Source organism: Bradyrhizobium sp. LB8.2 (assembly GCF_040548035.1).
In the GTDB taxonomy this organism is placed as follows: Bacteria; Pseudomonadota; Alphaproteobacteria; order Rhizobiales; family Xanthobacteraceae; genus Bradyrhizobium.
In genome coordinates this window covers 70610-91686 of sequence record NZ_JBEPQV010000034.1, presented here as the reverse complement: position 1 = coordinate 91686, position 21077 = coordinate 70610, and the positions used below count along the sequence as shown (strand labels likewise).

General features: G+C 64.4%; 14 protein-coding genes. 12 read left to right on the top strand and 2 right to left on the bottom strand.

The window, feature by feature from the left end:
* Positions 1 to 32 precede the first annotated feature (32 nt).
* The 5 genes from pbpC (at position 33) to ABIB06_RS31755 (ending at position 5911) form a co-directional block, all read left to right on the top strand.
* Positions 33 to 2141 carry a penicillin-binding protein 1C gene (pbpC, locus tag ABIB06_RS31775; RefSeq protein WP_354125686.1) on the top strand — a complete coding sequence of 703 codons (2109 nt, stop codon included), beginning with the start codon at positions 33 to 35 and terminating at the stop codon, positions 2139 to 2141.
* Positions 2142 to 2191: 50 nt separating this feature from the next.
* Complete coding sequence (locus ABIB06_RS31770) at positions 2192 to 3934, top strand: ArnT family glycosyltransferase (protein WP_247445664.1); 1743 nt, start codon at positions 2192 to 2194, stop codon at positions 3932 to 3934.
* Position 3935: 1 nt separating this feature from the next.
* Positions 3936 to 4781 carry a phosphatase PAP2 family protein gene (locus ABIB06_RS31765; RefSeq protein WP_354050627.1) on the top strand — a complete coding sequence of 282 codons (846 nt, stop codon included), beginning with the start codon at positions 3936 to 3938 and terminating at the stop codon, positions 4779 to 4781.
* Between the two features lie 63 nt (positions 4782 to 4844).
* On the top strand, positions 4845 to 5576 hold the full coding sequence (locus ABIB06_RS31760) for a glycosyltransferase family 2 protein (RefSeq protein ID WP_354050626.1): 732 nt from the start codon (positions 4845 to 4847) through the stop codon (positions 5574 to 5576).
* The gene (locus ABIB06_RS31755) at positions 5573 to 5911 is read left to right on the top strand and encodes a lipid-A-disaccharide synthase N-terminal domain-containing protein (RefSeq protein WP_247353463.1); all 339 of its coding nucleotides are present in this window, start codon (positions 5573 to 5575) and stop codon (positions 5909 to 5911) included. The genes ABIB06_RS31760 and ABIB06_RS31755 overlap by 4 nt, the downstream gene beginning before the upstream one ends.
* 10 nt (positions 5912 to 5921) lie before the next feature.
* Here ABIB06_RS31755 and ABIB06_RS31750 read toward each other — a convergent pair whose 3' ends face one another.
* On the bottom strand, positions 5922 to 7613 hold the full coding sequence (locus ABIB06_RS31750) for a Na/Pi cotransporter family protein (RefSeq protein ID WP_354050625.1): 1692 nt from the start codon (positions 7611 to 7613) through the stop codon (positions 5922 to 5924).
* A 178-nt stretch (positions 7614 to 7791) separates the two neighbouring features.
* A complete protein-coding gene (gene metC / locus ABIB06_RS31745; protein ID WP_354050624.1) occupies positions 7792 to 8976 on the bottom strand; it encodes a cystathionine beta-lyase in 1185 nt (394 codons plus the stop codon).
* A gap of 417 nt (positions 8977 to 9393) precedes the next feature.
* On the opposite strand from metC, the gene ABIB06_RS31740 reads away from it, so the two are divergent.
* The 7 genes from ABIB06_RS31740 (at position 9394) to ABIB06_RS31710 (ending at position 20968) form a co-directional block, all read left to right on the top strand.
* Positions 9394 to 10410, top strand: coding sequence for an amino acid ABC transporter substrate-binding protein (locus ABIB06_RS31740; RefSeq protein WP_354050623.1), 1017 nt, complete (start codon positions 9394 to 9396; stop codon positions 10408 to 10410).
* Between the two features lie 26 nt (positions 10411 to 10436).
* Complete coding sequence (locus ABIB06_RS31735) at positions 10437 to 11642, top strand: amino acid ABC transporter permease (RefSeq protein WP_354050621.1); 1206 nt, start codon at positions 10437 to 10439, stop codon at positions 11640 to 11642.
* Entirely contained in the window at positions 11639 to 13159 is a 1521-nt protein-coding gene (locus tag ABIB06_RS31730; protein ID WP_354050620.1) for an amino acid ABC transporter permease, read from the top strand. The genes ABIB06_RS31735 and ABIB06_RS31730 overlap by 4 nt, the downstream gene beginning before the upstream one ends.
* Positions 13160 to 13171: 12 nt before the next feature.
* On the top strand, positions 13172 to 13909 hold the full coding sequence (locus ABIB06_RS31725; RefSeq protein WP_249811694.1) for an amino acid ABC transporter ATP-binding protein: 738 nt from the start codon (positions 13172 to 13174) through the stop codon (positions 13907 to 13909).
* Between the two features lie 100 nt (positions 13910 to 14009).
* Positions 14010 to 16226 (top strand): tetratricopeptide repeat protein, encoded by a 2217-nt coding sequence (locus ABIB06_RS31720; protein WP_354069811.1) that lies wholly within the window; start codon positions 14010 to 14012, stop codon positions 16224 to 16226.
* 116 nt (positions 16227 to 16342) lie between these two features.
* Positions 16343 to 18586: an O-linked N-acetylglucosamine transferase, SPINDLY family protein gene (locus tag ABIB06_RS31715; RefSeq protein WP_354050617.1), complete on the top strand. Its 2244-nt coding sequence runs from the start codon at positions 16343 to 16345 to the stop codon at positions 18584 to 18586.
* 138 nt (positions 18587 to 18724) lie between these two features.
* A complete protein-coding gene (locus ABIB06_RS31710) occupies positions 18725 to 20968 on the top strand; it encodes an O-linked N-acetylglucosamine transferase family protein (RefSeq protein WP_354050615.1) in 2244 nt (747 codons plus the stop codon).
* Positions 20969 to 21077: the final 109 nt, after the last annotated feature.

The window sequence follows — 21077 nt, the reverse complement described above, 5'->3', positions numbered from 1 at the left end:
ATGGCGAGATGAGCGATGTGGTGAGAGACCATTTGGATGGCCGGGATAAGCCCGGCCATGACGGAGCAAGGGGCAGGCGCCATCGCCTCCTCTCCGGCCTCGCGCTCACGCTCATCCTCGCCGTTGTCGGCTTCGTCGCCTGGGTCTACTCCCTCGGCCCGCTGCCCTTCGACGAAGCCCGCCAGGTCTCCACCACCATCGTCGACCGCAACGGCAAGCTGCTTCGCGCCTATGCGATGGCGGACGGGCGCTGGCGGCTGCCGGTCGAGACGAAGGCGAACGTCGATCCGACTTATCTAAAGCTGCTGCTTGCCTATGAGGACCAGCGTTTTTACGCCCATGACGGCATCGACCCGCTGGCGCTCGGGCGGGCCGCATTACAACTCGCCACGCGCGGCCACATCGTCTCGGGTGGATCGACCATCTCGATGCAGCTCGCACGGCTGATGGAGCCGCGGCGGCAGCGCTCGCTCTACGCAAAGCTGCGGCAGATAATTCGTGCGATGGAGATCGAGCGGAGCTTGAGCAAGGAGCAGATCCTCGATCTCTATCTCGCGCTCGCGCCTTACGGCGGCAACCTCGAAGGCATTCGCGCCGCCTCGATCGCCTATCTCGGCAAGGAGCCGAAGCGGCTGTCGCTGGCTGAGGCCGCGCTGCTGGTCGCGCTGCCGCAATCGCCGGAGACCCGCAGGCTCGATCGCTATCCCGATGCGGCGCGCAAAGCGCGTGACCGCGTGCTTGACCGTATGGTCGAGGAGCATCAGATCAGCCTCGACGACGCGACGCAGGCCAAGGCCGTTGCCGTGCCAAAGCTGCGCAAGCCGATGCCGATCCTGGCGCCGCACGCCTCCGATGCGGCGCTTGCGACGGCCAAGGACACGCCCGTCATCAAGCTGACGCTCGATGCCAACCTCCAAAAGGTGCTGGAGTCGCTGGCGCGCGACCGCGCCATTGCGCTGGGGCCGAACATCTCGGTCGGCATTATCGTGGTCGATAACGAGAGCGGTGACGTGCTCGCCCGCGTCGGCTCGGCGGATTATTTCGACGAGCGCCGGGCAGGGCAGGTCGACATGACCCGTGCCATCCGCTCGCCGGGCTCGACGCTGAAACCGTTCATCTATGGGCTCGCCTTCGAGGACGGTTTTGTTCATCCCGACAGTCTGATCGACGATCGGCCCGTGCGCTTCGGCTCCTACGCGCCGGAAAATTTCGATATGACGTTCCAGGGCACAGTGCCGGTGAAGAAGGCGCTGCAGATGTCGCTGAACGTGCCCGCGATCGTCCTGCTCGACCGCGTCGGCGCGAGCCGGCTGGCATCGCGGCTGCGCCAGGCCGGCGGCAATCTGGTGCTGCCCAAGGACGAGGCGCCGGGACTTGCCATGGGCCTTGGCGGTGTCGGCGTGACGCTGCAGGACCTCGCCCAGCTTTATGCGGGCTTCGCCCGGCTCGGCACCACCAAGCCGCTGCGCGAGGTCACGACTGACAGGGACGACCGCGAGCCGCTGCGGCTGCTCGATCAGGTCGCGGCCTGGCAGGTGGGCAATGTGCTGCTGGGCACCCCGCCACCGGAGAACGCGGCCCACAACCGCATCGCCTTCAAGACCGGCACCTCCTACGGCTACCGCGACGCCTGGTCGATGGGCTTCGACGGCCGCATGACCATCGGCGTCTGGGTGGGCCGGCCCGACGGCGCGCCGGTGCCGGGCCTGATCGGCCGGGTTGCCGCCGCGCCGATCCTGTTCGACGCCTTCGCCCGGACCGGCAAGATGCTCGTCCCGTTGCCGAAACCACCGAAGGGAACCCTGGTCGCCAGCAACGCGAAGCTGCCGTTGCCGTTGCGGCGGTTCCGCCCGGTCGGTGATCTGGTACGGGCTGGGGGCGAACAGGCTCTGCACATCCAGTTCCCGCTGAACGGCTCGCGGATCGATGTCGATCGCTCGGGTGGCGAGGGCGGTGCGGCCATGCCGGTCAAGGTCGCGGGCGGCGTCCTGCCCATGACCGTCATGGTTAACGGAACGGCGCTGGGCGAGATCGACGGACGGCGCCAGCGGCTGATCGATCCGCCCGGTCCGGGCTTTGCGCGGCTGACCGTCATCGACGCCACGGGCGCCGCGGACACAGTCGTCATTCGAATTCAATGACCCTGCCTCAAGCGGTTGTGGCAATAACGGTTTCAGCGTAAGCGGAACCAATGGCCGAGACCTACCCCACACCCCGTTTTGGAGCTCCCCGCGAGCCGAAATCCCCGGTGAATCCGGGTAGCCGGCTCGTGTCCATGTTCGACATCGCCACAGCCAGCCACGCCCGCGCGGTCGGCTTCCTTTTGGTTTGCGCGTTGCTGCTGTTCCTGCCGGGCTTCTTCACGATTCCACCGGTTGACCGCGACGAGGCGCGCTTTGCGCAAGCGACCAAGCAGATGGTCGAGAGCGGCGATTATGTCGACATCCGCTTCCAGGAGGACGTCCGCTACAAGAAGCCGGTCGGCATCTACTGGCTGCAATCGGCCGCGGTCGAGACGGCATCGGCGCTCGGCCTGCCGCGGGCCGAATTGCGCATCTGGGTCTATCGGCTCCCCTCGCTGATCGGCGCGATCGGCGCCGTGCTCATGACTTACTGGACGGCGCTCGGCTTCGTCACGCGGCGCGCCGCGGTGCTTGCCGCGCTCCTGATGAGTGCCTCCGTGCTGCTCGGCGTCGAGGCACGGCTCGCGAAAACCGACGCGATGCTGCTGTTCTGCGTGGTCGCCGCCATGGGCGCGATGGCACGGGCCTATCTGTCGTGGCAGCGCGCCGAGGACGAGACGCATCCGCCCTGGAGCTGGCCCGCGATCTTCTGGACCGCGCTCGCCGTCGGCATCCTGATCAAGGGGCCGTTAATCCTGATGTTCGCCGGCCTGACCATCGTCGCGCTCGCGATCCAGGACCGCGACGCCTCCTGGCTATGGAAGCTGCGTCCGCTCTGGGGCCTGATGTGGATGCTGGTGCTGGTGCTGCCCTGGTTCGTCGCGATCTTCTGGCGCGCGGGCGATGCCTTCTTCGCCGATTCCGTCGGTGGCGACATGCTGAGCAAGTTAGGCGCCCAGGAATCCCACGGCGCGCCGCCTGGACTGTATCTGGTGCTGTTCTGGATCACGTTCTGGCCCGGAGCGCCGCTGGCGGCGATGGCGGCGCCCGCAGTCTGGCGCGCGCGGCGCGAGCCCGGCGCGCAATTCCTGCTGGCCTGGCTGGTCCCGTCCTGGATCGTGTTCGAGGCGGTGCTGACCAAGCTGCCGCATTATGTGCTGCCGCTTTACCCTGCGATCGCGATCCTCACCGCCGGCGCGTTGGAGCGGCGCGTGCTGTCTTGGTCCTGGTTGATGCGCGGCTCGGCCTGGTGGTTCGCGATCCCCGTTGGCGGCTCGATCATCGCAGTCGTCGGCGCGGTGATGCTGACGCGGCAGCCTGCTTTCGTGGCCTGGCCGTTCATCGCGGCCTCGCTGATCTTCGGCCTGTTCGCGTGGTGGCTTCACGACAACAACCACGCCGAACGCTCGCTGCTCAACGCGCTGGTCGCAGCCCTGATGCTGGCGGTCGTGGTCTACGGCATCGTGCTGCCGTCGCTGACGCCGGTGTTTCCGAGCATCGAGGTCGCACGCGCACTTCGCAACGTCACCTGCGTCGGGCCGAAGGCGGCCGCGGCCGGCTATCACGAGCCGAGCCTCGTCTTCCTGACCGGCACGCAGACGCTGCTCACCGACGGTTCGGGCGCGGCGGATTTCCTGCGGCAGGGGAGCTGCCGTTTCGCGCTGGTCGAGCAGCGTTCTGAGCGCGGCTTCGTGCAGCGCGCCGAGGCGATCGGGCTGCGCTACAAGGTTGGCACGCGCATCGACGGCTATAATTTCTCGCAAGGGCGCGCGATCTCGATCTCGATCTTCCGCTCGGAAGGCACCGAGTAGGATGCCGGCGCCAACCGACGTCGCGCCGCGCCCGAGCTATCCCGCGCAATTGCTCGCGGTGTCGGGGCGCGCCCTGGCGCAACTGGTGCGGACGCCCTCGCATTCGCGCCGCGCCGAGGCCGCACGAAAGCTGGCGCGGCATTCGCTATGGCTCAGCGCGGCCGGCGCAGCCCTGGTCATCGTGCTGATGCTCGCGTTCGATCAGACCGAGATCCAGCTGATGCCGGCGCGTGGCGCGCCCGGCCTGTGGCCGATCCGCATCCTCACCGATTTCGGCAAGGACGAGTATGTGCTCTCGGTGCTCGGGGGTGCGCTGTTGGTCCTGGCGCTGGTTGCAGCGGGATGGCACGGGACCCGCCGCACGTTACTGCTCGGCCTCGGCACGCGGCTGCAGTTCATGTTTCTCTCTGTTGCCCTGTCCGTATTCGTCGCCGAGATCCTGAAATATCTCATCGGTCGCGGACGTCCGTTCGTCGGCGGCAAGGCCAATCCGTTCAACTTCATCCCGTTCGAGGGGACGGGGGCCTATGCCAGCCTGCCGTCGGGTCATGCGGTGACGGCGTTCGCGCTGGCGTTTGCGGTCTCGGCGCTGTGGCCGCGCCTGCGCGTGTTCATGTTCACTTACGCAATCGGGATCCTGCTGACGCGGCTGGTGCTGCTCGCGCATCACCCGAGTGACGTGGTGGCCGGCGCCTTGGTCGGCATGGTCGGCGCCATGGCGGTGCGCTACTGGTTCGCGGCCCGCAGGCTCGGCTTTGCCATTCGTTCTGACGGCACCATTGTGCCTCTTGCAGGGGCGGTCTCGGGCCACCTCAAAAGGGTTGCCCACGGGGCATCCGCCCCATAAAAGCGGCTGCCTGCCGGGACCGCCGGTTCCCGAGCCAAGCCCATTCCAACCACGAGCTTCGATTTGTCGTCCCAGCCTTCGGTTTCCATCGTCGTCCCCGTGCGCAACGAAGCCGACAATATCGCACCGCTGATCGCGGAGATCGGCACGGCGCTCGATGGCCGCTGGGCCTATGAGATCATCTACGTCAACGACGGATCGACGGATGCGACCGGCGACCGGCTCGCTGCCATCATGCAGCGGCGGGACAATCTGCGGCAGCTTCGTCATGCCAAATCGGGCGGTCAATCGGCGGCAGTGCGCAGCGGCGTGCGCGCCGCGCGCGGCGCCATCGTGGCGACGCTCGACGGCGACGGCCAGAACAATCCGGCTTTCCTGCCCGACCTGATCGCGGCGGTCGAGAAGGGTAGCAAGGTCGGACTGGCCGCGGGACAACGCGTCGGCCGCAAGGATACCGGCTTCAAGAAATTACAGTCGCGCGTCGCCAACGGCGTTCGCAACGCGATCCTGAAGGACGGTACGCGCGACACCGGCTGCGGATTGAAGGCGTTCCGGCGCGAGGTGTTCCTGATGATGCCCTATTTCGACGGGCTGCATCGCTTCCTGCCGGCGCTGGTGCGCCGCGAGGGTTTTGAGATCGCCTATGTCGACGTGATCGACCGGCCGCGCCATTCCGGCGTGTCCAATTACGGTTTCTTCGACCGGCTGTGGATCGGCATCATGGATCTCGTGGGCGTGTGGTGGCTGATCCGCCGCAAGAAGCCGACGCCGGATGTGTCTGAGGTGCAAGCATGATCATCCAGTACGGTCAGGCGTTGAACAATTATCTCTACGACGTCTTCGTCGCCAAGTTCGATTTCTGGCTGGCGTTCGGCCTCGTCGCGCAGCTGTTCTTCACCGCGCGCTTTCTGGTGCAATGGATCGCGAGCGAGCGCGCCGGCAACAGCGTGGTGCCGATGGCGTTCTGGTTCTGCTCCATGGGCGGCGGGCTGATGACGCTGGTCTATGGCGTCGTCAAGCGCGAGCCGGTCATCATCCTCGGCCAGGCGCTCGCGACCATCATCTATATCCGCAACATCATGCTGATCATCAAGAACCGCGGCCGCGGCTCACAGACGCTGGAGCGCTGATCCGAGGCGACTAGCGCGGAAGCGCCGACGCCGCACCTGCTGCGGGCAGCGCGGCGGTATCTGCCTCGTGCCTACGATAAGGCTCGCCCGCCGCGTCGAGCACGGGATAGGCGACCGAGCAGATGTGCGAATGGATGCGGCGCAAATCGCGCAGCACGTCGAGATGCAGCGACGTGGTCTCGAGGGTCTCGGGGCGGCCCTCGCGCAGGCGGTCGAGGTGGCGCTCGACTGCGGCAAGCTCGGTGTTGCGCAGCGCCGTCTTCTCGACCAGCAGCTTGCGCGCCTCGTTGGCGTCGCCCGACATGAAGATGCCGAAGGCGATGCGCAGCGAGTCCATCGTGCGCTTGTGGAAGGCGGCGAGCTCCTCGGCGCCCTCGGGCGAGAACTGAAAGCGACGCTTGATCTTCTTGGTGGCGAGTTCGCTCAGACTCTTGTCGATGATGTCGCCGATATGTTCCAGATTGATGGCGAAGGAGATGATCTCCATCGCCCGCCGGCCCTCGCTCTCGTCGAGGCTGCCCCGCATCAATTTCGTCACGTAGAGCTTGATGGCTTCGTCGAGGCCGTCGACGACATTGTCCGACTTAGAGACCTGGTCGACCAGCGCGCGGTCGCCGGTCATCATCGCCGCCATCACCTTGCGCAGCATCACCTCGACGAAATCGCCCATGCGCAAGGCCTCACGCGCCGCGTCGGCGAGCGCCAGTGACGGCGTCTCCAGTGCCGATTCGTCGAGATAGCGCGGCCGGGCCGGATCGTCTTCCTTGATGCGATCGGGCAGCAGCCGGGTCAGGAGACGCGACATGGTATCGAGCAGGCCGATGAAGATGACGGCTGTGCCGACGTTGAAGGCGATGTGGAAGGCCGCCGTCATCTTGGCGAGATCCGGCTGCCAGGCATGCATGTGCTCGGCGATCGTGCCGAGGAACGGCAGTACCAGTGCAACCCCGATCACGCGGTTGACGAGATTGCCGACCGGCAGGCGGTAGCTCGCGGCATCGTCGCGCCTGGCGCCTTCGAACACGGGGTTGATGGCGCTGCCAAGATTGGCCCCTAACACCAGGGCCAGCGCCGCATAGGGCGTGATGAACTGCGAATACGCCAGCGACATGATCAGCAGCACGCTGGCGACGCTCGAATGTACCGCCCAGGTCACGAGCGCGGCGATGACGATGCAGAGCACGGGATCGCCCGTGATCGCCGACATCATGGCACGAACACCCGGCGCGTTCTCCGCGGGCGCCAGCGTGTCGAGCAGGATGTGCAGCGACAGCAGCATCAGTCCGAGGCCGATGAGGACACGGCCGATATCCTTGATCCTCGACCGCGGGCCGGCGCGGAAGGCGACGAGCCCGAACACGAACAGGACGGGTGCGGCGGCCGCGATATTGAACGACAGCACCTGCACGATCAGCGTCGTGCCGACATTGGCCCCCAGCATGATGGCGAGCGCGGCGGCGACGCTCACGAGGCCTTCGGCCGCAAACGAGCTGGTGATCAGCGCAGTTGCCGTGCTGCTCTGGAGCAGGGCGGTGAGGCCGAGACCGGCGGCAAACGCGCTGAAGCGGTTGCTGAGCGCCTTGCCCAGCAGTCGCCGCAGGTCGGGGCCGAAGGCGCGCAAAATCCCGCTGTGGACCATGTGCAGGCCCCACAGCAGCAGCGCAACGCCGCCCATCAGATCGAGCAGAACCAACGTTCCCATACTCCGAGTCCGGATTAGAGTCGATCGGTGAGGCTAACGCCAAACGCCAGCGGATCAAACCCCTTGTTGGCGCATCAGCGTTAACGTTTGCGTCGGCTGCACGTTCCCCCGGCGCGGGTTGACGCGTCCGCCGGCGCGCGATTGCCGCGTCCCGAGGCGCGATGCCTTGTGAGCAGGCTCACATTGCTGCCTTGAGGGCAGCGAAGCCGCGATCGAGATCGGCCTTGAGGTCGTCGACGCTTTCGAGCCCGATGTGCAGACGCAGCGTCGGGCCGCCCGGCGACCATTTCGTGGCAGTGCGATAGGTGTCGCAATCGAAGGGAATCACCAGGCTCTCGAAGCCGCCCCAGGAGAAGCCCATGCCGAAGAGCTTGAGCGTATCGAGCATGGTGTCGACCGCCTTCTGCGGCGCCGGCTTCAAGACGATGCTGAACAGGCCAGACGCGCCGGTGAAATCGCGCTTCCAGATCGCATGGCCCGGATCGGTCTCTAACGCCGGATGCAGCACGCGGGCGACCTCGGGACGGCTCGCAAGCCAGCGCGCCATGTCGAGCCCGGAGCGATGATGCTGCGCCAGGCGCACCGACAGCGTGCGCAGGCCGCGCAGCGCCAGGAAGACGTCATCGGGGCCGGCGCAGACACCGAGCAGGCGGATGCCTTCGGCGATCTGCGGCCAGGCCTTGGCATTGGCCGAGATGGTGCCGAACATGATGTCGGAATGGCCGCCGATATATTTGGTGGCGGCCTGCATGCTGATGTCGACGCCCTGCTCGAGCGAGCGGTGATAGAGCGGCGTCGCCCAGGTGTTATCGTCGATGACGAGCGCGCCGCGGGCATGTGCGACCTCTGCGATGACACGGATGTCCGGCATCTCGAACGATTGCGAGCCGGGCGCCTCGACCAGCACCGCGCTTGTGTTGGGCTTGAACAGCTTGTCGATGCCGGCGCCGATCATCGGATCGAAGTAGATGGTTTCGATGCCGAAGCGGGTGAGCATGCCGTTGCAGAAATTGCGCGAGGGCCGATAGACGTTGTCGCAGACCAGAATGTGGTCGCCGGCCTTCAGCACCGAGAGCAGGGTGGTGGAGATCGCCGACAGCCCGGACGGCACGATGCCGACCCCGGCGCATTGCGGCCCCTCCAGCGCCATCAGGGTCTCCTGGAACGCTCGGGTGGTCGGCGTGCCGTGCCGGCCGTACTGGAACTCGCCGCGATGAGCGTGCAGGTCCTCGGCGGTCGGATAGAGCACGGTCGAGCCGTGGAAGACCGGCGGGTTGACGAACCCCTTCTGCGCCTTGGTGTCGCGGCCGGAGGTGACCAGCCGGGTCTCGGCGTGTTGCTCGGAGGGGTGCGAGGAATCCATGCGTCTGCTTTCAAAACCGCGTTTCCGCTCGGCGCTCGGCGCCTGACGGGACGGCCGGGGGCCGCCCTCGTTAATAACAGAACACAGAAGAGTCCGGTCAACCCCTTGACCCGGCTCGCCAGTCGTTCTGAGATGCGTACGTGCTATTCAGTCGCTGCATGTTGAGGGGCCTGCCGCGAGCTTCGATCCATCGCCTGACCGGGCCTTGCGCCACAGCCATAACGGCGGGCGCCTTTCGGCGGGGATTAAGGTATGGGCCTCCCGGGATCGGCGAGTGATCGGCAAGGTTTTCCAGCATGATTCTTGGTTTTCCAGCATGACTCTTGCAAGGCTGGTCTTGATACGGCTAGCCCTGGCAGAGACGATCCCAAAGACAACGTTCCAGACCTTGAGACGACTTTGAAAGGCCTAAAGCCCATGAAACGCGTAACCTTGGCTCTCACTCTTGCTCTCGCCGCCGGCCTGACTGCCCGAGCCGCCGATGCGCAAACGCTCAAGACCATCAAGGACCGGGGCATGCTGTCCTGCGGCGTCAGCCAGGGTCTGCCCGGCTTCTCCTCGCCCGACGACAAGGGCAACTGGACCGGGCTTGACGTCGACGTCTGCCGCGCGATCGCCGGGGCGATCTTCAACGATCCGACCAAGGTCAAGTACGTGCCGCTCTCCGCCAAGGACCGCTTCACGGCGCTGCAATCCGGCGAAGTCGACGTGCTGTCGCGCAACACCACTTGGACCATCTCGCGCGACACCTCGCTCGGCGCCAACTTCACCGGCGTGACCTATTATGACGGGCAGGGCTTCATGGTGAAGAAGTCGCTCAAGGTGAATTCTGCGCTCGAGCTCAACAGCGCCTCGGTCTGCGTCCAGACCGGCACCACCACCGAGCAGAATCTCGCCGACTACTTCAAGGCCAACAACATGAAGTACGAGGTGATCGCATTCGGCACCAACGACGAAACGGTCAAGGCCTATGAGGCCGGACGCTGCGACGTCTTCACCACCGACCAGTCGGGCCTGTACGCCAACCGCCTGAAGCTTGCCAATCCCGGCGATCACATGGTGCTTCCGGAAATCATCTCGAAGGAGCCGCTCGGACCGATGGTGCGCCACGGCGACGACCAATGGTTCGACATCGTGAAATGGACGCTGTTTGCCATGATCACCGCCGAAGAGCTCGGCGTGACCGCGAAGAACGTCGACGAGAAGGCGAAGCTGGAAAATCCGGAGATGAAGCGCGTCCTCGGCACCGACGGCAATTTCGGTGAGCAGCTCGGCCTGACCAAGGACTGGGTGGTGCGCATCGTGAAAGCCGTCGGCAATTACGGCGAAGTGTTCGACCGCAACGTCGGCGCGGGCTCGCCGCTCGCCATCAATCGGGGTCTCAACAATCTCTGGAACAAGGGCGGTCTCCAGTACGCGCCGCCGATCCGCTGATCCCGCTTGACCCACTGGCAGCGGCGATGAGCACCGAGGCTCGCAAACCGCCGCCCCAGATCGCGCTGAAGATCAGGCGCGTGCTGGGCGGCAAGACAGGCTGGAACGGCATCGCCGTCCAGTTTGCCTTCGCCGCGGTCCTGGGCTGGATTGCCTATGAAATCGTCTCCAACGCCCGCGCCAACCTCGAGAACCAGCACATTGCCGCTGGCTTCGGCTTCCTCGGGAACAATGCCGGTTTCGATGTCAATCAGACACTGATCTCGTATACCGGCTCGGACACGTTCCTGCGCGTGTTCGTGGTCGGGCTTCTCAACACGCTCGTGGTCTCGGTGGTGGGCATCGTCTTTGCTACCCTGATCGGCTTCATCGTCGCGCTGTGCCGGCTGTCGCCCAACTGGCTCGTGGCGCGCGTCGGCGAGATCTATGTCGAGGTGATCCGCAACCTGCCGCTGCTATTCCAGATCCTGTTCTGGTACCTGGCGGTGCTCGCGGCCTTGCCCAATCCGCGGCAGAGCATTTCGCTGTTCGGCATCGCCTTCGTCAGCAATCGCGGCCTCGTCATTCCCCGCCCGATCGGCGAGAGCGGCTTCGAGGCGTTCCTGGCGGTGCTGGTATTCGGCATCGTGGCTTCGCTGGCGTTGCGCGTCTATGCGCGCCGGGCGCTGTTTCAGCGGGGACAGATGATCCGGATCTGGCCTTATGTGCTGGGCCTGCTGTTCGGGCTGCCGCTCGTCACCATGCTGATATCAGGTCTGCCCTTCACCTTCGAGTTGCCGCAGCTCAAGGGCTTCAATTTCGCGGGCGGCTCGCGGATCATCCCCGAGTTCGTGGCGCTGACATTGGCCTTGTCGACCTATACCGCCGCCTTCATCGCCGAGATCGTGCGCGCGGGCATCCTCTCCGTCCACAGCGGACAGATGGAAGCGGGATCGTCGCTGGGCCTGAGCCGCGGCACCACGCTTCGCCTGGTCGTCGTGCCGCAGGCGATGCGCGTCATCGTTCCGCCGCTGACCAACCAGTACCTCAATCTCACCAAGAATTCGTCGCTGGCCGTCGCGATCGGCTATCCTGACCTCGTCTCCGTGTTCGCCGGCACGTCGCTGAGCCAGACCGGGCAGGCCATCGAGATCATCGCCATGACGATGGGCGTCTATCTCCTGATCTCGCTGATCACCAGCGCCATCATGAGCGTCTACGGTTGGCGCGTCAGCCGGAGTCTCGGCGCATGAGCGATATCGCCTCGCCCAGCTTCGTCCGCCAGGACCTTCTCGATGAGCGCCCCGCGCCGGTGAAGACCACGGGCTTCATCGGCCTCGTGCGGACGCGCCTGTTCAACTCGCCGACCAACGTCCTGCTTACGATCGTCGGCGCCTTGCTGCTCTGGTTCACCATCATTCCTTCCGTCAGGTTCCTGGTGGTCGATGCAGTCTGGACCGGCAAGGATCGCACGGCCTGCCTCGCAGAGAACGCCGGCTTTGCGGTCGGCGCCTGCTGGCCCTATATCCAGGCCAAGCTGCCGCAACTGATCTACGGCTTCTACCCCGAGGCCGAACGCTGGCGGGTCAACCTCACGCTCGTCCTGGCGGTGGTCCTGTTGTTGCCGTTGCTCATTCCGCGGCTGCCGTCGAAAGGCCTGAACGCCGGCCTGTTCTTCTTCGCGTTTCCAGTGGTTGCATTCTTTCTGCTGCACGGCGGCGGCATCAAGGGATTTGGCCTGAGTTCGACAGCCGACCTGCTGCAATTGTTCGACGACAGCATCATCGGCGCCGGGCAGGCTCTGCTCGGTCTCGGCAAGACGTCCGCTGCCGCGCCGCTGTTGTGGGTCGTCGGCAATTTCATCGTGCTTGTTGGTACTGCGATCTACTGGCTGATCTTTCCGCTGACCTGGCTGCGCGACCAGCTCCAGGGGACAGGCCAGTCGGTCTGGGTCGATTTCGCCATCACGGCCGCGATCGTCTCGCTGATCGCCTTCGTTCTCGGCGGCGGCGTTCGCACCGGCGTGCGGGCCCTGACATCCAGCATCGCGACCTTCGTCGCCATCGCGATCGTCATCGAGCTGATGGGGCTCGATCACGGCGGACTGCCGATCGTCACGACGAATTTGTGGGGCGGGCTTCTGGTGACGCTGGTGGTCTCCGTCACCGGCATCGTCACCTCGCTGCCGATCGGCATTGCGCTGGCGCTTGGGCGACGCTCGACCATTCCGCTGATCCGGATATTCTCGATCGCCTTCATCGAGTTCTGGCGCGGCGTGCCGCTGATCACCGTGCTGTTCTTCGCCACCTACATGCTGCCGCTGTTCCTGCCCGGTAATTTCACGGTCGACGGTCTCGTCCGCGCGCTGATCGGCATCGCGCTGTTCACAGGCGCCTATCAGGCCGAGAACGTCCGCGGCGGGCTGGCCGCGATCCCGCGCGGGCAGGGCGAGGCGGCTGCGGCGCTGGGGCTGTCCTGGTGGAAGACGAGCTCGCTGATCGTGCTGCCGCAGGCGCTGCGCCACGTCATTCCGAACCTCGTCAACAGCTTCATTTCGCTGTTCAAGGACACTTCGCTGGTCTCGATCGTGGCGCTGTTCGATCTCCTGGGCTCGCTGCGGGCGTCGTTCTCGGACCCGAAATGGTCGTCGCCGTCGACCGCGTTCACCGGCTTTGCCTTCGCCGGGATCATCTACTTCATCTTCTGCTTTGGGATGTCGCGCTACTCGCTCTTCGTCGAACACCGCCTCAACGCTCACCGCCGCAACTGATCGAGCTCACCAATGTCCGACTCCATCGTCAAGATTTCCGGCCTGAACAAATGGTACGGCGAGTTTCACGTACTGCGCGACATCGACCTCGAGGTCCGCAAGGGCGAGCGCATCGTGATCTGCGGCCCGTCAGGCTCGGGTAAGTCGACGCTGATCCGCTGTATCAACGCGCTGGAGGAATTCCAGGAGGGCGAGATCGTCGTTGACGGTATCGAGCTCGGGCCGAACCTCAAGCACGTCGACGCCGTGCGGCGCGAAGTCGGCATGGTGTTCCAAAGCTTCAACCTGTTCCCGCACCTGACCGTGCTGGACAATTGCACGCTGGCGCCGATCTGGGTGCGCAACATCCCCAAGAAGGACGCCGAGGAGGCGGCGATGAAGTTTCTGGAGCGGGTCAAGATCCCGCACCAGGCCAACAAGTTTCCGGGGCAGATGTCCGGCGGTCAGCAGCAACGCGTCGCGATCGCCCGCGCGCTGACGATGAACCCGAAGGTGATGCTGTTCGACGAGCCGACCTCGGCGCTGGACCCCGAAATGGTCAAGGAAGTGCTCGATACCATGGTCGACCTCGCCGAGGAGGGCATGACCATGCTGGTCGTCACGCACGAGATGGGCTTTGCCCGCGAAGTCGCCAACCGCGTGGTGTTCATGGACGCCGGCCAGATCATCGAGGCCAACACGCCCAACGAGTTCTTCGCGGCCCCGCAGCACGCCCGCACAAAACTGTTCCTGAGCCAGATCCTGCGCTGAGCACCTGCGATCCGGTGGCCTCGCCGGTCTAACTGCCCCGCCAGCCTGGCACCATGCGAATCGGCTAGCCTCTTTTCGGGCCATCCTCCGGAGAGAGACTTTGCAGAGCAGCGCCGGCGCGCGCGCATTCCAGAACGCGCGATTGCAGAAGAAGTTGAAGAAGCAGGCGGACGCGGTCATGTCCGTCGCGGTTCAGGCGCTCGGACAGGGCAGATATGCGGAGGTTGAGACGCTCTGCCGTCAGATTCTGACGGAGGTTCCGGATCATTTCGACGCCGCACACCTGCTCGGCCTGCGCGCGTATGATGGCGGGCGGCTCGACGAGGCGCAACAGCTGCTCGAGCGCGCGATTGCGCTCGATCCGCGTTCGCCCGATGCCCATGGCAATCTCGGGGCCGTGTATTTCAATCTCCAAAAATTTCAGGACGCCCGCGCATGCCAGGAGAAGGCCATTGCGCTGAAGCCGAATTCTCCGATCGTTCTGACCAATCTCGGCAATACGCTGCTGCACATCGGCCTCAGCGAGCAGGCGATCGAACTGCACGAACGCGCTATCAGGCTGAAGCCGGACTATGCCGATGCATTCTGCAATCGCGGCATGGCGGAGCTGATCAAGGGCCAGTTCGAGCGCGCCAAGGAGAGTTTCGATCGCGCTCTGGTGTTTCAGCCGCGTCATGCGGAGGCGATCGCGGGCAAGGGCATGGTGTGCATCGAGCTCCGGCATTACGAAGATGCGGCCGCCGCCATCGCAGCAGGGCTCGCGATCAAGCCGGATTCACCGAGGATTCTCGCGCAGCGCGGTCGGCTCAATCTCGATCTGTCGCGGCTGGAGCAGGCGCTCGCGGACTTCGACGCGGCGCTGGCGCTTTCGCCAAGGCTCGAAGTGGCCTTGCAGGGAAAAGCGCAAGTCAACATTCTCAAGGGCAACACGGCGGAGGCGATGGCGGCCGTCCAGACATTGCTCGAGGGAAATCCGCGGTCCGACATCGGAATTGCGCTTCTGGCTTCCTGCTATGCGAGCCAGGGAGAGATCGCGACGGCGCTCGAGCATCTCGACGCTGGGCTGGCAATCGCGCCGGACTATGCGGACTTGATCGGGCGCAAGATCTTCCTTCTGGACTATCTCCCAGGCGCCGATTTTGCGGTCCAGCAGGCCGCGCGAAAACATTGGTGGGACGCTATCGGCGCCAAACTGCCGCAACGGGCGTTGTCGCCTCGTAAGCTCGATCCGGACAAGCGGATCTCGATCGGATATGTCGCGTCCGAATTCAGGAACCACTCGGCAGCGTTCGCTCTGCTACCGGTGCTGCGCCATCATGATCGCGCCAGGTTCGAGATCGTTTGCTACTCGTGCTCGCCGTTACGAGACGAGATGACCGACAAATTCAGATCGACGGCGGACGTATGGGTCGACGCCTGGCAGTTTTCGGACGACGAACTGGCCGATCGCATCCAGGCCGACGGGATCGATATTCTGATCGACGTGTCCGGGCATTCGACCGGCAACAGGCTCCATGTCTTCGCCCGCAAGCCGGCCCCCATCCAGGTCACGGGATTCGGACACGCCGCCGGTACCGGCCTTCAGACCATGGACCATGTGCTCGCGGATCCCATCTTCATTCCGCAATCGGCGCGTCATCTGCTGGCCGAAAAAGTTCATGATCTGCCGTGCCTGATCACGATCGATCCCATCCTGGATGTGCCGCCTTCGGAGCCTCCAATGCTCCGCAACGGCTATGTAACCTTCGGCGTGTTCAACCGCATCTACAAGATCTCGGACGAGGCCATCAGCGTGTGGTCGACAGTGATGCGCGAGGTGACGGGTTCGAAGATCATCATCAAGCATACCCTGCTTGACGATCCCTTGCTGCGCGGCAGACTGGTCGCGCGTTTCGTGGCGCGGGGCGTTGCCGTGGAGAACATCGTCTGCCTGGGCTCGACCTCGCGCCATGAGCATCTGCTGGCCTATGCGAAGGTCGACATTTCGCTCGATACGTTCCCGCAAAACGGCGGCGTCAGCACCTGGGAATCGCTCTATGGGGGCGTTCCGGTCGTCGCCAAGCTCGGCAACGGGGCCTCGTCGCGTGCCAGCGGGTCGATCGTGGCTGCCGTCGGTCTCGACGGCTGGGTCGCCGAGGACGACGATGGCTATGCGGGGATCGCATGCAAATATGCGGCGCAGCCCGCTCATCTGACGAAGTTGCGCGCCGAGTTGCCGGCTCGGATCGCGGCGTCGCGCGCCGGCAATGTCGGACTCTACACGCGCGAGGTCGAAGCGGCTTACCGCCAGTTCTGGCGCCACTATTGTGGTTGCTGAACCAGATACTGCGCTGAGCCCCGGGAAATCCCGGGGGTATCACCGCGCCAGCCGACCGGCCGGCCGGGCTTGCGAATCAGTTAGACTCTTCCCGGGCCATCCTCCGGAGAGACACCTTGCAGAGCAGCGGCGGCGGCGCGCGCGCATTCCAGAACGCGCGATTGCAGAAGAAATTGATGAAGCAGGCGGACGCCGTCCTCTCCGCCGCTGCGGCCGCCTATGGCCAGGGCCGATATGCGGAGACCGAGGCGCTCTGCAGTGAGATCCTCAAAGCGCTTCCGGATCATGTCGATGCTACGCACCTGCTCGGCATGTGCGCGCATGACGGCCGGCGCCTGGAGGAGGCGCAAGAGCTGCTTGAGCGCGTGATTGCCATCGATCCCCGTTTGCACGATGCCCATAATAACCTCGCGACCGTGCATTTCGACCTCGGCAACTACGAGGAGGCGCGGCGGTGCCAGGAGAGGGCCATCGCGCTGAAACCGAATTTCGCGGTCGCGCTGACCAATCTCGGCAACACGCTGATGCATTTGGGGCTGTTCGGACAGGCAATCGATCTGCACGAGCGCGCAATCAAAGCCAAACCGGACTGTGCCGACGCGTTCTGCAATCGCGGCATGGTCGAGATGATGATTGGACAGTTCGCGCGCGCCAAGGACAGTTTCGATCGCGCCCTGCTGTTTCAGCCGCATCACGCGGAGGCAATCGTCGGCAAGGGCATGGTCAGCATGGAGCTTCGGCACCACGACGAGGCGGCGGCCAAGTTTGCCCTGGCGCTCGCGATCAAGCCCGGTTCGCCGAGAATCCTGGCCCAGCGCGGGCGGCTCCATTTCGAACTGTCGCGCCTGGACCAGGCGCTCGCGGATTTCGATGCGGCGCTTGCGATTTCGCCCAAGCTCGAACTGGCCCTCCGGGGCAAGGCACAGACCTGCCTCCTGCAGGGAAAGACCGCGCAGGCCATTGCGGCCGCCACGAGCTTGATCGAGCAAAATCCGCGCTCCGAGATCGGAGTGGCCCTGATGGGATTCGCTTATTCACACCAGGGAGAGATCGACACCGCGATCGAATATCTCGATGCTGCGCTGGCGATCAGACCGGACTATTCCGAAGCGATCAGGGGCAAGATCTTCTTGCAGGACTACCGCGCAGAGGCCGATTTCGTGGTCCAGCAGGCGGTGCGAAGAGATTGGTGGGACTTGATCGGCGCCAAGCTGCCGCGACGGGAACTGCCGAAGCGGCCGCTCGATCCCGAAAAGCGGATTGTGGTCGGCTATGTTGCCTCTGAATTCCAGCAACACTCGGCGGCGCTCACCTTGCTGCCGGTGTTGAATCATCATGATCACGCCCGATTTGAAATCATCTGCTATTACTGCTGGCCGACACAGGATGAGTACACCGCCAAGTTCAAGTCACTGGCGGACGTCTGGGTCAACGCCTGGCAGCTGTCGGACGACGAACTGGCCGATCGTATTCAGGCGGACAATGTCGATATCCTGATCGACGTTTCGGGGCACACGACCGGTAACAGGCTCCCTGTTTTCGCGCGGAAGCCTGCCCCCATCCAGGTCACGGGCTTCGGACACGCGACAGGCACGGGCCTTCAGACCATGGACTATGTGCTCGCGGATCCCATTTTCATTCCGCCCTCGGTTCGGCATTTGTTTGCCGAGAAAATCCACGATCTGCCGTGCCTGATCACGATTGAGCCGGTCTCGGATCTGCAGCCCTCCGAGCTTCCGATGCTTCGCAACGGCTACGTTACCTTCGGTGTGTTTAACCGCATCTACAAGATATCGGATGCTGCGATCCGTGTCTGGTCGCGCGTGATGCGAGAGGTGCCGGGATCCAAGATCATCCTCAAGCACGGTCTGCTCGACGATCCCTTGCTGCGCGATAGCCTGATCGCGCGTTTCGTGGCGCTGGGCATTGCCGAAGAGAATATTACCTGCATGGGCTCGACCTCGCGCAACGACCATCTGCTGGCCTTTGCCAAGGTCGATATTTCCCTCGATACGTTCCCGCAGAATGGCGGCATCAGCACCTGGGAATCGCTCTACAAGGGCGTTCCAGTCGTAGCCAAGCTCGGCAACGGGGCCTCCTCGCGCGCCGGCGCCTCCATCGTGGCTGCCGTCGGTCTCGGTGACTGGGTCGCCGAGGATGACGAGGGCTACGCCAAGATCGCCTGCAGATACGCGGCGCAGCCCTCTCATCTGGCGAAGCTGCGTGCCGAGTTGCCGGCCCAGATCGCAGCTTCGCCCGCCGGCAATGTCGGAGTCTACACGCGTGAGGTCGAAGCGGGCTATCGCCAGTTCTGGCGCGACTATTGTGCCGCCGCCTCCGAAGGCGGCGACGTTGCGTAGGCAGCCCGCACGAAGCTGTTCCTGAGCCAGTTCCTGCGCTGATAACCGGAAATCCCGGATGTTGCCGGGCCGGCTGACCGGCCGGTGACGCTTGCGAATCAGCTAGACTCTTCCCGGGCCATCCTCCGGAGAGATACCTTGCAGAGCAGCGGCGCCGGCGCGCGCGCATTCCAGAACGCGCGATTGCAGAAGAAATTGAAGAAGCAGGCGGACACCATCATCGCCGCTGCGGCGAGCGCCTATGGCCAGGGCCGATATGCGGAGACGGATGCTCTCTGCCGCCAGATCCTGCAAGCTGTGCCCGATCATTTCGACGCCACTCACCTGCTCGGCCTGTGCGTGCGTCATGGCGGGCGCATCGAGGAGGCGCGACAGCTGCTCGAGCGTGCGATCGCGATCGATCCGCGCTCGCACGAGGCCTATAACAATCTCGCGACCGTGCACCTGGACCTCAGGCAATTTGATGCAGCCCGCGCATGTCAGGAGAAGGCGATCGCGCTGAAGCCAAATTTCGTGCTGGCCCTCACCAGCCTTGGCAATACCTTGCTCCACATGAGCCTGCCCGAACAGGCCATCGAACTGTACGATCGCGCCATTGCGCTGAAGCCGGACTATGCCGACGCGCTTTGCAACCGTGGCATTGCCGAGCTGGCGCTGCACCGGTTCGACCGCGCCAAGCAAAGTTTCGATCGCGCCTTGTTGTTTCAGCCCCGTCACGCGGAAGCGCTCGTCGGCAAAGGCACGGTCAGCATTGACCTCAAGCACTACGATGAGGCGGAAGCCGCGCTCGCAGCGGCGCTCACGATCAGGCCCCATTCGGCCAAGGCCCTGGCACACCGCGGACGGCTCAATCTCGAGCTGTCGCGGTCGGAACGGGCGGCCGCGGATTTTGATGCAGCACTTGCGCTTTCGCCCAAGCTCGAGGTGGCCTTGGAAGGGAAGGCGAAAGTCTCGCTCAACGCAGGGAATACGGCGCAGGCGATCCTGGCCTGCACGACCTTGCTCGAGGAAAATCCGCGCTCCGCGATCGCAATGACGCTGCTGAGCGCCTGTTTTGCACAACAGGGTGAGATCGCATCCGCGATCGAACATCTCGACGCCGCGCTGGCAATGGCGCCTGATCATGCGGACCTGATCGCGCGGAAGATCTACTTTCTGGACTTTCTCTCTGATGCCGATTTCGCGGTCCAGCAGGCCGCGCGAAAACATTGGTGGGACGCGATCGGCGCCAGATTGCCGCAAAGGAAGCTCTCACCCCGGCACCTCGATCCGGACAGAAGGATCGTAATCGGATATGTCGCTGCCGAGTTCTGGTACCACTCGGCGGCGTTCGGCCTGCTGCCGGTGCTGCGCCATCATGATCACGCCAGGTTCGAGATCGTCTGCTACTCGTGCTCGCCGTTACGAGACGAGATGACCGCCCAATTCAAGTCGACGGCGGACGTCTGGGTCGACGCCTGGCAGCTTTCGGACGACGAGCTGGCCGATCGCATTCAAGCCGACAAGGTCGATATCCTGATCGATGTCTCGGGGCATTCGACCGGGAACAGGCTCCCTGTTTTCGCGCGGAAGCCGGCTCCCGTCCAGGTCACCGGTTTCGGACATGCGACCGGGACCGGGCTTCAGACCATGGACTATTTGCTTGCGGATCCGATTTTCATTCCGCCGTCGGCGCGCCATCTGCTGTCCGAAAAGGTTCATGATCTGCCGTGTCTGATCACGACCGATCCGATCCTGGACGTGCCGCCTTCGGAGCTTCCCATGCTCCGCAACGGCTATGTGACTTTCGGCGTGTTCAACCGCATCTACAAGATCTCGGACGAGGCCATCCGCGTGTGGTCGAAAGTGATGCGAGCGGTGACCGGATCGAGGATCATCGTCAAGCATACTCTGCTCGACGATCCCTTGCTGCGCGACAGCCTGGTCGCGCGGTTCGTGGCACGGGGCATTGCCGAAGAAAATGTCATCTGCCTGGGCTCGACCCCGCGTCATGAGCATCTGCTGGCGTTTGCGAATGTCGACATATCGCTCGACACGTTCCCGCAAAACGGTGGCGTCAGCACCTGGGAGTCGCTCTACGCGGGCGTGCCGGTCGTGGCCAAGCTCGGCAACGGCGCCTCGTCGCGCGCCGGCGGCTCGATCGTGGCTGCCGTCGGTCTCGACGACTGGGTCGCAGAGGACGACGACGGCTATGCCGCAATCGCCTGCCGATATGCGACACAGCCGGCGCATCTGGCGAAGTTGCGCGCGGAGTTGCCGGCTCGGATCGCGAGTTCGCCCGCCGGCAATGTCGAAATCTACACGCAAAGGGTCGAGGCGGGTTATCGCAAGTTCTGGCACGACTATTGTGCCTCGGCTTCGAAGGTTGGCGAGGGCGCCTGACCCTGCCGTCCGCGGCGAAGCATCAAATCGCGCAGGCCAGCTTAGTCGTCCGGAAACCATGAGCTGGCGTACGGGCGCGCCGGTTCACGGCTCGGAAAGCTGTTTCTGT